12 protein-coding genes are annotated in these 12,038 nt (G+C 69.3%); 6 read left to right on the forward strand and 6 right to left on the reverse strand.

All coding sequences use genetic code 11. From position 1 onward, the window contains the following. The first annotated feature begins 1 nt into the window (after window position 1). On the forward strand, window positions 2-595 hold the full coding sequence (locus ACYVJ3_RS12445; protein WP_460853326.1) for a DUF3043 domain-containing protein: 594 nt from the start codon (window positions 2-4) through the stop codon (window positions 593-595). 20 nt (window positions 596-615) lie between these two features. On the opposite strand, the gene ACYVJ3_RS12450 is transcribed toward ACYVJ3_RS12445, so the two are convergent. Next, the gene (locus ACYVJ3_RS12450) at window positions 616-1,632 is read right to left on the reverse strand and encodes an aldo/keto reductase family protein (protein WP_460853327.1); all 1,017 of its coding nucleotides are present in this window, start codon (window positions 1,630-1,632) and stop codon (window positions 616-618) included. Between the two features lie 67 nt (window positions 1,633-1,699). Here ACYVJ3_RS12450 and ACYVJ3_RS12455 point away from each other — a divergent pair, with 67 nt between their 5' ends. Next, window positions 1,700-2,233: a GNAT family N-acetyltransferase gene (locus ACYVJ3_RS12455; protein WP_460853328.1), complete on the forward strand. Its 534-nt coding sequence runs from the start codon at window positions 1,700-1,702 to the stop codon at window positions 2,231-2,233. 50 nt (window positions 2,234-2,283) lie between these two features. Here the strand turns inward: ACYVJ3_RS12455 and ACYVJ3_RS12460 are convergent, their stop codons facing one another. Both ACYVJ3_RS12460 and dapB read right to left on the reverse strand, forming a co-directional pair. Next, on the reverse strand, window positions 2,284-3,885 hold the full coding sequence (locus tag ACYVJ3_RS12460; protein ID WP_460853329.1) for a M4 family metallopeptidase: 1,602 nt from the start codon (window positions 3,883-3,885) through the stop codon (window positions 2,284-2,286). 94 nt (window positions 3,886-3,979) lie between these two features. Further along, on the reverse strand, window positions 3,980-4,735 hold the full coding sequence (dapB, locus tag ACYVJ3_RS12465; RefSeq protein ID WP_460853330.1) for a 4-hydroxy-tetrahydrodipicolinate reductase: 756 nt from the start codon (window positions 4,733-4,735) through the stop codon (window positions 3,980-3,982). 66 nt (window positions 4,736-4,801) lie between these two features. On the opposite strand from dapB, the gene ACYVJ3_RS12470 reads away from it, so the two are divergent. Continuing rightward, on the forward strand, window positions 4,802-5,320 hold the full coding sequence (locus ACYVJ3_RS12470) for a class I SAM-dependent methyltransferase (RefSeq protein WP_460853331.1): 519 nt from the start codon (window positions 4,802-4,804) through the stop codon (window positions 5,318-5,320). Between the two features lie 109 nt (window positions 5,321-5,429). Here ACYVJ3_RS12470 and ACYVJ3_RS12475 read toward each other — a convergent pair whose 3' ends face one another. Continuing rightward, on the reverse strand, window positions 5,430-6,746 hold the full coding sequence (locus ACYVJ3_RS12475) for a M16 family metallopeptidase (RefSeq protein ID WP_460853332.1): 1,317 nt from the start codon (window positions 6,744-6,746) through the stop codon (window positions 5,430-5,432). Window positions 6,747-6,847: 101 nt separating this feature from the next. Here ACYVJ3_RS12475 and ACYVJ3_RS12480 point away from each other — a divergent pair, with 101 nt between their 5' ends. Continuing rightward, window positions 6,848-7,228 carry a hypothetical protein gene (locus ACYVJ3_RS12480; RefSeq protein WP_460853333.1) on the forward strand — a complete coding sequence of 127 codons (381 nt, stop codon included), beginning with the start codon at window positions 6,848-6,850 and terminating at the stop codon, window positions 7,226-7,228. Continuing rightward, window positions 7,225-8,373, forward strand: a complete 1,149-nt coding sequence (locus ACYVJ3_RS12485; RefSeq protein ID WP_460853335.1) for a hypothetical protein — start codon at window positions 7,225-7,227, stop codon at window positions 8,371-8,373. Before ACYVJ3_RS12480 ends, ACYVJ3_RS12485 begins: the two co-directional genes overlap by 4 nt. A 60-nt stretch (window positions 8,374-8,433) precedes the next feature. Here the strand turns inward: ACYVJ3_RS12485 and ACYVJ3_RS12490 are convergent, their stop codons facing one another. Beyond that, window positions 8,434-10,689: a polyribonucleotide nucleotidyltransferase gene (locus ACYVJ3_RS12490; protein ID WP_460853337.1), complete on the reverse strand. Its 2,256-nt coding sequence runs from the start codon at window positions 10,687-10,689 to the stop codon at window positions 8,434-8,436. Window positions 10,690-10,837: 148 nt separating this feature from the next. Next, the gene (gene rpsO / locus ACYVJ3_RS12495) at window positions 10,838-11,113 is read right to left on the reverse strand and encodes a 30S ribosomal protein S15 (RefSeq protein WP_460853338.1); all 276 of its coding nucleotides are present in this window, start codon (window positions 11,111-11,113) and stop codon (window positions 10,838-10,840) included. 216 nt (window positions 11,114-11,329) lie between these two features. On the opposite strand from rpsO, the gene ACYVJ3_RS12500 reads away from it, so the two are divergent. Continuing rightward, on the forward strand, window positions 11,330-12,031 hold the full coding sequence (locus ACYVJ3_RS12500; RefSeq protein ID WP_460853339.1) for a DUF998 domain-containing protein: 702 nt from the start codon (window positions 11,330-11,332) through the stop codon (window positions 12,029-12,031). The last annotated feature ends 7 nt before the right edge of the window (window positions 12,032-12,038 follow it).

Below are 12,038 nucleotides of genomic sequence, written 5' to 3' on the forward strand. Positions count from 1 at the left end.
CGTGTTCCGCCGTACCAAGTCCGAGGCCGCCCAGGCCCACGAGCCGTCCGCGACCCAGGTCAAGGAGGGTGGCAAGGGACGACCCACGCCCACCCGCAAGGAGGCGGAGGCCGCCGCGAGGGCGAAGGCGAAGGTCCCGCGGACCCGCCGCGAGATGATGCAGGCCGACAAGGCACAGCGCGCGGCCGCTCGCCAGAAGATGCAGCAGGGCATGAAGGACGGTGACGACCGTTACCTGACCTCGCGCGACAAGGGGCCGGTCAAGCGGTTCGTCCGCGACTTCGTCGACGCCCGCTTCTCCATCGTCGAGATGATGATCCCGCTGCTGGTGGTCTCGCTGATCCTCGGCTGGAGCGGAAAGCCGGCGCTCGTCAGCGCCAGCTCGCTGGTCCTGATGGTCACGGTGCTGTTCGTCGCCATCGACATGGTCTTCGTGATCATCCGGCTCAAGCGTCAGCTCAAGGTGCGGTTCCCGAACGAGTCGCACAAGGGCACCACGTCGTACGCCGTGATGCGGTCCATGCAGATGAAGTTCATGCGGCTGCCCAAGGCCCGCGTCAAGGTCGGCCAGCAGCTCCCCGACACCTATCACTAGGGCCGGGGAGCCTTCGCGGCTCAGGCCTGAGCGGTCCACTCCGAGCGCTGCGGCGACTCGGTGAGCGACGGGTCGCTGACGATCACGCCGTCCAGGACCCGGTCGATCGCGGACATGACCTCGGCATCGAGCTTCACGCCCGCGGCCTTGACGTTCTCGCTGACCTGCTCGGGACGGCTCGCCCCGATGATCGCCGCGGAGACGTTGTCGTTCTGCAGGACCCAGGCGACGGCCAGCTGAGCCAGCGACAGGTCGACCGACTCGGCGATCGGCTTGAGCTGCTGCACGCGCTCGAGCACGTCGTCCTGGAGCAGTCGCGCGATGAAACCGGAGCCCCCGTTCTCGTCGGTGGCGCGCGAGCCGGCCGGCGGCGGCTGACCCGGGAGGTACTTGCCGGTGAGCACGCCCTGCGCGATCGGCGACCAGACGATCTGGCCGATGCCGAGCTCCTTCGAGGCCGGCACGACCTCGGACTCGATGACGCGGTAGAGCATCGAGTACTGCGGCTGGCTGGAGACGACCGGGACGTGCAGCTCCTTGGCCAGCGCGGCAGCCTCACGCAGCTGCGAGGCCTTCCACTCCGAGACTCCGATGTAGAGCGCCTTGCCCGATCGCACGACGTCGGCGAACGCCAGCATCGTCTCCTCGAGCGGGGTGTCGTAGTCGTAGCGGTGGGCCTGGTAGAGGTCGACGTAGTCGGTGCCGAGCCGCTTGAGCGACCCGTTGATCGACTCCATGATGTGCTTGCGCGACAGACCGTGGTCGTTGTGCTTGCCGGGGCCGGTGGGCCAGTAGACCTTGGTGAAGATCTCCAGGCTCTCGCGCCGCTGGCCGATGAGCGCGCGTCCCAGCACGCTCTCGGCGGCCGTGTTGGCATAGACGTCCGCGGTGTCGAAGGTCGTGATGCCTTCCTCCAGCGCGCGGTGCACGCACGCCGTCGCCGCCTCTTCCTCGATCTGTGAGCCGTGGGTGAGCCAGTTGCCGTAGGCGATGGCCGAGATCTTCAGCCCGCTCGCCCCGAGGTTGCGGATTTCCATGCTCCCGACCCTATCCAGCACCCCAACCGGTGCACCCGCCATCGGCTCGCCCTGACAGGATCGCGGCATGGACATCGCAGACGTCTCCGTCCGGGTCGCGTGGCCGGCCGATGCCGGGGCGATCGCGGACCTCCAGCTGCGCAGCTGGTACGCCGACGCGCTGACCGCCCGCCTCGCAGAGAGTGGGCTGGGGCGTGACGACCTGGCGGACGCCGTACGCCGCGGTCTCTCGCAGCCGCCCGAGGCGCGGCGCCGCTGCCTGGTGGCCCTGGCCGGCACCCACGTCGTCGGGATGGCCTACACGGGCCCGGCCACGGATCCCGACGGCGACCCGGCCGCCGACGGCGAGATCGTCGAGTTCCTCATCGACCCCGCGGCCGTTCGGGCCGGCCACGGATCCCGCCTCCTGCAGGCCTGCGCGGACACCCTCGTCGCCGACCGGTTCTTGCGCGCCACCCACTGGCTGGCCACCACGGACGACGCCGCACGCACCTTCTTCGAGTCCGCCGGCTGGGCCGCCGACGGCGCGACCCGCGAGCTGGCCGACGACCGCACCGGCACTCCCCTGCGCCAGGTCCGCCTGCACACGTCGCTGACGTGACGCAGGCCCGCACCGTCCCCATAAGCCGGTGCGGGCCTGCCGCAGGTGGGTCAGCTGACGTCGACCGCGCTCCAGGCCGCCGCCACCGCGGCGTACTGGCTGCTCGTGGCGCCGTACAGGTCGGAGGCGGCCCGCAGGGTCGCGGTCCGCGCGCCGGCGTAGTCGGTGCCGGAGGTGAAGTACGTCGTCAGCGCGCGGTACCAGATCCGCTGCGCGGCATCGCGTCCGATGCCGGAGACGGTGCTGCCGTCGCAGGTCGGCGAGTCGTAGGCGACGCCGTTGACGGTGCGCGCGCCCGAGCCCTCGGCGAGCAGGAAGAAGAAGTGGTTGCCGATGCCTGAGGAGTAGTGGACGTCGGCGTTGCCGGCGTTGGGGGTCCAGCAGTTCAGCGACGAGCCGTCCGAGGCGGGGTCGTCCATCCGGCGCAGCGGCTTGGCACCGTTGAGCGCGAACTGCTCACCGATCAGGTAGTCGCCCGGGTCCTTGGGGTTGTTCGCGGAGAACTCGACCATCGACCCGAAGATGTCTGAGGTGGCCTCGTTGAGCCCGCCCGACTCACCGGAGTAGGTCAGGCCAGCGGTGTTCTCGGTGACGCCGTGCGACATCTCGTGGCCCGCGACGTCCAGCGACGTCAGCGGGCCGTAGCTGGTGCCGTTGCCGTCGCCGTACGTCATCTTGGTGCCGTCCCAGAAGGCGTTGACGTAGTTCTTGCCGTAGTGCACGCGGTTCCACGAGCCCGCACCCGTGCCGAAGATCCCGTCCCGGCCGAAGGTGGTCTTGTAGTAGTCCCAGGTCATGTTCGTGCCGTACTGCGCGTCGACGGCTGCCGACTCGCGGCTGGCCGTCGTACCGGTCCCCCACACGGTGTCGGAGCTGGTGAACTGGGTGCCGGTGACGCACGCGAGCCCGAGCAGGGTGCACAGGATGCTGTCGGTGCCGTTCTTGGCATCGACGGTGTAGGTGCCGCCGCGGGTCGCGTCCTTGAGGATGTACGACGACCCCGACTGGCTCACCTGGAGCGGGACCTCTCCGCCGTAGAGGGAGTAGCCATCGCCATCGACGGTCTCGATCGTCTCCTCACGACTGATCACCCGGCCGGAGGACGCGTCGACGTAGGTGATCAGACGGCTTGGCGTGCCGTCGGCGTGGACCCCGCCGGTGGTGACGCGGTAGGCCAGCCGCGGGGTGGCGGCCAGCGCGTCGACGACGAGCTCGGGCGTCCCGTGCGCCTTGATGCCGGCGACGTCGCGGGCGGCACCGGTACGGACCAGAGCGGCGGCCGTGGCGGCGCTCGCGCTGACGCGGGGTGTCACGGAGAGGTCGAGCGGAGCGGCCAGGGTCTGGCTGACGCCCTTCCAGGAGTCGTCGGCGCCCCGGTGCACGACCAGGTCGCCACCCTCGACGGGCAGCCCCTGGTAGGTGCGGGCCATCCGCACGTGCGTCGCCCCGTCGGCGTCGACCTCGGTGGCCGTGACCGCGAACCGCTGGCCGCCGGTGGCACGAGCCGCCGCCGGGTGGTCCGCGAGAGCCGAGAGCGCCTGGTCCGCCCGGGAGTGGCGTGCGGACGCCGTCGCGCCGTGGGCGCCGCCCGGCACGACGGCCACACCGATGACCGCCGCGACGGCGAGGGTGGAGACAAGTCTGGGGAGCATGTCTCGACACCTTGCCGCGCGGCCGGTCTAGCCCACCATCGATCGGGCACTGCAAGTTCCTGCATTGCAGGAACCTGAGGGAGAACGGCCAGGCTCAGCCGAGGTCGAGGAAGTGCTCGAGACCCACGGTGAGACCCGGGTGATCGACGATCGCGCGACAACCGACGAGCACGCCGGGGCCGAACGACGCGCGGTCCATGGAGTCGTGCCGGATGGTCAGCGTCTCGCCCGGGCCGCCCATGACGACCTCCTGGTGCGCGATCATGCCCCGGATCCGCAGGGCATGGACGCGTACGCCGTCGACGTCGGCGCCTCGCGCGCCGTCGATCTCCTGGGACGTGGCGTCCGGGAACGGCGCCGACCCTGCGGCGCGGCGCGCCTCGGCGATCAGCGAGGCGGTGCGGGCGGCGGTACCGCTCGGCGCGTCCGCCTTGGTCGGGTGGTGCAGCTCGATGACCTCGACCGAGTCGTAGAACGGTGCCGCGATGGTGGCGAACCGCATCATCAGCAGGGCGCCGATGGAGAAGTTGGGGGCGATCAGCACGCCGGTCTGCGGCGAGTCCGCCAACCAGGTCTCCAGCTGCGCGAGGCGCGAGTCGTCGAAGCCCGTCGTACCGACGACGGCGTGGATCCCGTTCTTGATGCAGTGCTCCAGGTTGCCCATCACCACGTCCGGGTGGGTGAAGTCGATGACGACCTGGGTGTCGCTCTCGACGAGGGCCGCGATGTCGTCACCCTGGTCGATGCCGACGGTGAAGGTCAGGTCCTCGGCCGCCTCGACGGCCTTGACCATCTCCTGGCCGACCTTGCCCCGGGCCCCGATCACCCCTACGCGCACGCTCTCAGTCACGACACAGGAGTCTATGGGCCTCGACCTGCGCACCGGAGTGCGGTCGCTTCTGGCAGGCTGACCCCCATGGCAGTTCAGACGATCCCGGCTCGCATCCGCTGGGCGGTCGACTTCATGGACGTCCAGCACAACGACCACGTGCTGGAGATCGGCTGTGGCTCCGGTGCGGCCGCCGACCTGATCTGCCGCCGCCTCGAGGGCAAGGGCAAGATGTTCGCCATCGATCGCTCCGAGGCCGGCGTCGACCGCACCAAGCAGCGCTGCGCCCAGCACGTCGAGGCCGGCAAGCTCAGCGTCCGCCAGATCGACCTGGCCACGCTCCGCGTCCCGGTGAAGCGTCTGACCAAGGTCTTCGCCTTCGACGTCCACCTGTTCTGGGTCCGCGACTGCACCGACGAGGTCGCCCTGCTCCACGAGCGCGTGCTCCCCGGCGGCTCGGTCAACCTCTTCTTCGGCACCCAGCGCGAGGAGGACGTCCCGGAGATCCTGCAGAAGACCTCCGCCGCCCTCACCAAGGGTGGGTTCCGCGTCTACATCGTCGACAGCAAGAACCCGGGCGTCATCGGGATCATCGGGCGCCGCTGAGTCCTGCAGGTTTCCCAAGGGATGCAGGAAAACCTGCACTCCCCCGTGGTTGTAGCGCTTGGGAAGTGCAGGTTCGGCTGCATACCTTGGGAAAACTGCAGCGCGAGCCCTACGGCCCGACGACAGCCAACAGCTCGGGCCGCGCGAACACGTCGGCTGCGACACGGGCGCAGTCGTCGAGGGTGACGGCATTGATGCGCTCGATGATCTCGTCGATGCCGTAGAGCTGGCTGTGCGTCAGCTCGCCCTTGCCGATCCGCATCATCCGGGCGCCGGCGTCCTCGAGGCCGAGCACCAGACCCCCGACCAGCTGGCCCTTGCCCCGGCGCAGCTCGTCCTCGTCGATGCCGTGGGCGGCGAGGCGCTGGAGCTCGGAGCGTACGACGGCCAGCGCGTCCTCGGCACGGTCCGGCAGGCAGCCCAGGCCGACGCCGGTGAGGCCGGAGTCGGAGTAGTGGCTGGCGAAGGAGTAGACCGAGTAGGCCAGGCCGCGGCGCTCGCGCACCTCCTGGAACAGCCGGCTCGACGTCCCTCCGCCGAGCGCGGTGCTGACCACACCGAAGGCGAACCGGTCGGCGTCGTCGCGGGCCGGGCCCTCGGAGCCGACCACGAGGTTGACCTGCTCGAAGGGCCGGCGTACGCGTGCCTCGCCGGCGTGGACCTTGGGACGGCGTACAACGGCGCGCGGAGCGATCGGCTCGGCCCGGCCGGCGAGGAAGTCACCGCGACCGAAGGACTTCTTGACCAGGCGCACCACCACGTCGTGGTCGACCGCCCCGGCGGCCGCGACCACCATGTTCTGCGGGGTGTAGTGGCGCCTCCAGAAGCGGCGGATGGTCTCGCGCGGCATGCCCCGGATCGACTCGACCGTGCCGGCGATGGAGCGGCCCAGCGGCGACTCGGCGCCCCAGGCCACCTCGGCGAACAGGTTGTGCACCACGTCGTCCGGGTCGTCCTCGTGCATCGCGATCTCGTCGAGGATGACGTCGCGCTCGGCGTCGACGTCGGCCGCGGTGATCAGCGACTCGGTGATCATGTCGCCGAGCACGTCCACGGCCAGGGGTAGGTCCTCCCCCAGCACCCGCGCGTGGAAGCAGGTGTACTCCTTCGCGGTGAAGGCGTTGAATTCTCCGCCCACGGCGTCGAGCGCGATCGAGATGTCCAGCGCGGTACGCGACCGGGTGCCCTTGAACAGGACGTGCTCGAGGAAGTGCGAGGCGCCGTGCGTCGAGGCACGCTCGTCGCGCGAACCGACGCCCACCCACACACCGACCGTCGCCGATCGCGCCCCGGCCATCTCCTCGGTGATGATCCGCAGGCCCGACGGCAGCTGCGTCCGGCGTACGACGGAGGTGGTCCGCCCTTCGGTGTCGCGAACCGTCTCGATGGTGGTCGTTCTGGCTGCCGACGACGCGCGCAACTGCATCCCCCGACGGTACCCAAGCGTTTGACCAGTCGCCGTATCGGGAAGCCGTTCCTTGTACCGCCGTTCGGAGCGGTGCAAGGCGCACAGGAGGTATCGGGGCGATGGCCGAGGATGTACAGGTCCAGTTCAGGGCGCTCTACCGGGCGGGCACGCACTCCTTCCCCGCCACAGCGAGCGAGATCGGGACCTCCCTGCAAGGCATCGGGGACGTCTACCACCAGTGGAAGAAGCCGGTGAGCGATGCCGGCTCCCCTGCCAGCCTGGTCAAGGCCCTCGACATCAACGCCGAGATCTACCACCTGCTCCGCCGCGCCGAGCTGTCCTGGCAGGACGCCGCCCACGGCGTGCTCGGCATCGCCCGCGACTTCGAGCGCAGCGACTCCGACGCCGCTGCGGCCATGCACCGGCTGGGGATCAAGGAGCAGGATCTCCAGCCACCCCCGATGGCAACGCCGCCGAAGCTGAACGGGGACGCGTCGTGAGGGCGCCTGACCCCGACTCCGGCGACGGCGGCACTTTCAGCCAGTCCGTCTTCGTCAGCCTGACCAACGAGGTCGAGCAGCTCCTCGGCGACCTGCTGGGTATCGAAGCGGTGTCGCAGATGTTCCTGAGCTATCTGCGCAACCTCGCGCTGCATCCCGAGGACGACGCAGGTACTCCCACGGTGCGGGCTCAGCAGATACCGGCGACCGCGGCGTACACGGTCTACCCCACCCTGCCGCTGGCCCCGATCCAGAGCACGGGCCAGGCGGACTACCAGCAGTGGACCAACGATGCGTTCAACATCGGCAAGGACCAGGCGTACGGCACGGCCGCCTGGCTGAGGTCGATCACCTGCAACTACTACGAGGTCGATGCGGAGGCGCTCACGTCCGGCGCCGCGCACCAGCTCCAGAACGCCGTCAACCACGGGATCCAGATCAACAACGACATCGACGACGTCAACGTCGCCTTGGGGCACTGGCACGGCGACGCCAAGGACTCCTACGCGAAGTGGGCCGCCGACGCCTGCGTCGTGCCCTCCGCTCTGCTCCACTACGCCTGCGGCGCTGCGCTCTGCGCAGGTGCGGGCGGCCGAGCGATCGACGCCACCCAGCAAGCCATGCTCAAGCAGGTCACGCACGCCCGCGACCTCCTCCGCACGACGATCCAGGCATGGCACGACTCGGCTGCAGACTTTCCGTTTCCGCCCGGCAGCGGGTGGAAGTTCGCAGACATCGGGGCCGCCATCGACGGCAAGATCAAGAAGGCTGTGTCCGACCTCGTCGACCAGATCCCTGCACCCCACTCGGTCAAGACGCTGGCCGAGCAGATGGTGACGGGCAAGGTCGAGTCGACGCTCACCGGCCTGGTGGCGAAGGCTCCCGGCGGCGCGGAGGTATTGGGGGCGTACCACATCGCGACGGTCCTCGAGAGCGACGTCGTCGACGTCGCTCCCCAGCAGGCCGCCCACACCATCTCCACCAAGCTGGTCGCGAGCCTGCAGGCGATCGTGCGCGAAGGGGACACCGCCCTCTCGCTGCCCGAGGCCAAGGTCGCGAGCCTGCTGCACAAGCTGGAGACCGACCCCGACCTCGTGCTCGCGCGCCTGCCGCGCGACCCGCACGGGACCTACACGACCTACTGAGAAAAGACCGAGGCCCGGCCAGCGGATCGCTGGCCGGGCCTCGGCGGTGGAGCTAGGAGGTCACTCGTCCTCGGAGCCCTCGGCCTCAGCAGCCTCGTCGGAGGCGTCCGCGCCACCCTCGACGACGGGGATGAGGGAGAGCTTGCCGCGGTCGTCGATCTCGGCGATCTCGACCTGGAGCTTCTGACCCACCGAGACGACGTCCTCGACGTTGTCGACGCGCTTGCCGCCGGCCAGGCCACGCAGCTTGCTGATGTGCAGCAGGCCGTCCTTGCCGGGCATGAGCGCGACGAACGCACCGAAGTTGGTCGTCTTGACGACGGTGCCGATGTAGCGCTCGCCGATCTCGGGCATCGTCGGGTTGGCGATCGCGTTGACCGCGGCGCGAGCGGCCTCGGCCGCCTCGCCGTTGGTCGCACCGATGTAGACCGTGCCGTCGTCCTCGATCGACACGGTCGCGCCCGTGTCGTCCTGGATCTGGTTGATGACCTTGCCCTTCGGGCCGATGACCTCGCCGATCTTGTCCACGGGGACCTTCACGGTGATGATGCGCGGCGCGTGGACCGACATCTCCTGTGGGGCGTCGATGGCCTCGGCCATCACCTCGAGGATGGTCAGGCGGGCGTCCCTGGCCTGCTTGAGGGCGGCGGCCAGGACCTCGGCCGGGATGCCGTCGAGCTTGGTGTCGAGCTGGAGCGCGGTGACGAACTCCTTGGTGCCGGCGACCTTGAAGTCCATGTCGCCGAACGCGTCCTCGGCACCGAGGATGTCGGTGAGCGCGACGTACTCGGTCTTGCCGTCGACCTCACCGGAGATGAGGCCCATCGCGATACCGGCGACGGAGGCCTTCAGCGGAACACCGGCGGCGAGCATGGCCAGCGTCGAGGCGCAGACCGAGCCCATCGAGGTCGAGCCGTTGGAGCCCATGGCCTCGGAGAGCTGACGGATCGCGTAGGGGAACTCCTCGCGCGACGGCAGCACCGGCAGGAGCGCGCGACGGGCGAGCGCACCGTGACCGACCTCGCGACGCTTGGGCGAGCCCACGCGACCGGTCTCACCGGTGGAGAACGGCGGGAAGATGTACTTGTGCATGTACCGGCGGTGCTTCTCCGGCGAGAGCGTGTCGAGCTGCTGCTCCATCTTGAGCATGTCGAGGGTGGTGACGCCCAGGATCTGGGTCTCGCCACGCTCGAACAGCGCGGAGCCGTGGACGCGCGGGATGACCTCGACCTCGGCGTGCAGCGGGCGGATGTCCGCCAGGCCACGACCGTCGATGCGGACCTTGTCGCGCAGGACCTGGGTGCGGATGGCGGACTTGGTGACGGCCTTGTACGCCGCACCGATCTCGCCCTCGCGACCGGCGAAGTCGGCGCCGATCTTCTCGAGCAGGGCGCTCTTGATGCGGTCGCCCTCCTCGTCGCGCTCCTGCTTGGACAGGACGGCCTCGCGCTTGCCACCGACGCTGTAGAGCTCGCGGACGTCCTCGCCGACAGCGGCGTCGACGGCGGCGTACACGTCGTCCTGGAAGTCCAGGAAGATCGGGAACTCCTGAACGGGCTTGGCAGCCACGTTCGCGAGCTCGGTCTGGGCCTCGCAGAGCTGCTTGATGAACGCCTTGGAGGCGTCGAGGCCCTGGGCCACGACCTCCTCCGTCGGTACGACGGCGCCGCCGGCGATCAGCTCGAGGGTGGCCTCGGGGGCCTCGGCCTCGACCATCATGATCGCGACGTCACCGGTCTCGGTGACCCGACCGGCCACGACCATGTCGAAGACCGCGGTCTCGAGCTGGCTGTGCGTCGGGAAGGCGACCCACTGGCCCTCGATGAGGGCGACACGGGTGGCACCGACCGGGCCGGAGAACGGCAGGCCGGAGAGCTGGGTGGAGAGCGACGCGGCGTTGATCGCCAGGACGTCGTACGGCGTGTCCGGGTTGAGCGCCATCACGGTGATGACGACCTGGACCTCGTTGCGCAGACCCTTCTTGAAGGTCGGGCGCAGCGGACGGTCGATGAGGCGGCACGCGAGGATCGCGTCCTCGCCCGGGCGACCCTCGGAACGGAAGAACGAGCCGGGGATCTTGCCCGCGGCGTACATGCGCTCCTCGACGTCGATGGTCAGCGGGAAGAAGTCGAAGTGGTCCTTCGGGTGCTTGCCGGCCGTGGTGGCCGACAGCAGCATCGTGTCGCCGTCGAGGTAGGCGCTGACCGAGCCAGCGGCCTGACGGGCCAGGAGGCCCGTCTCGAACTTGACGGTGCGGGTGCCGAACTTGCCGTTGTCGATAACGGTCTCTACGGCGGAGATGACGGGTTCAGTCACAGATGTTCTCTTGTTTCGTACGTCGTGGGACTCGTTGTCCCACAGGAATTGGACTTGTTGTCATGGTCACCCTAGCGAGGGCGACCGGAAATGCAGAACGGACAGCCCCGTGCGGGGCTGTCCGTTCTCGTGCATCTGAGGGTCGCGATCAGCGACGCAGGCCCAGTCGCTCGACGATCGAGCGGTAGCGCTCGATCTCGGTCTTCTTCAGGTAGTTGAGAAGACGACGGCGCTGGCCGACGAGCAGCAGCAGGCCACGACGGCTGTGGTGGTCGTGCTTGTGCTGCTTGAGGTGCTCGGTCAGGTGGCCGATGCGGTGGCTGAGCAGTGCGATCTGCACCTCCGGCGAACCGGTGTCACCCTCGGTCGTGGCGTACTCGGCGATGATCTTCGCCTTGGTCTCAGCGTCGGTTCCGACTGCCATTTCTTTCCTGCTTCCGGTTCGTTGCGCGGTGCCCCAGCCTGAATACCTGGAGCGCTCTCGTTCCGCGGCCGTTCATACGGCGTACGTCGCCCCTGGGGGCAACCTGGCGAGGCTATCAACCGGCGCGGGGGCCGGCCGAATCCGCGTGACGAGCACGACGCTCGTCACACCGATAAATAGGTGACAGATGGAACTGTTCTGCGGGAGAATCCAGGGGTGGCTCCCCCACGTCCCACCTTGCTCCAGCTGCGTGCCGGCCAGGCCCTCGGCCTGTTGAGCATTCCTGCGTACAACTGGTGGATCGGCGCGATCGCGGCCGGCATGGTGACCAGCCCCGACGGCATGTTCAGCGACCTGGAGGCCGTCGGCCAGCCGCACGCCACCCTGTTCGGCCGCCTCGACATGGTCTCCGGCGCCCTGGTGGTCCTGGGGCTGCTGCTGATGGGCGCTCCTCGCACGAGCGAGCGCCTGCGTGAGTGGAAGCTGATGCTGGGCTTCGGTGTCACCGGCGTGATCGGCGGGATGTATCCCTACGCGTGCCCGGAGGGCCGCGACGACGCCTGCCGCGACGCCGAGTGGTCCCTGCAGCTGCCGCTGCACCACTACGTCCACATGGCCTCAGGCATCGTCGAGTTCGCCCTCATCACGATGACCGTCGCCCTGATGTGGCGTCGGGTCCGCGACGCGGCACCGAGCCCGTTCCGCTCGTTCGTCGGGCTGCTCGGTGCGATGCTGGCGATCGGCTACCCGGCGATCGCGTGCTCGTACCTGCTCGACCGCTTCGACGCCCCGGTCGAGGCGCTCTTCTTCATGGTCTTCGCGGGCGCTGTCGCCGCGACCGTCCTCGAGCCGGAGCCCGGGCGGGTCCTCGTGCCGGCACCCCGCCTGCAGACGGCCACGCACGAGCCGTCCTGCTGACGTCGCC

Source organism: Nocardioides montaniterrae (genome assembly GCF_054782655.1).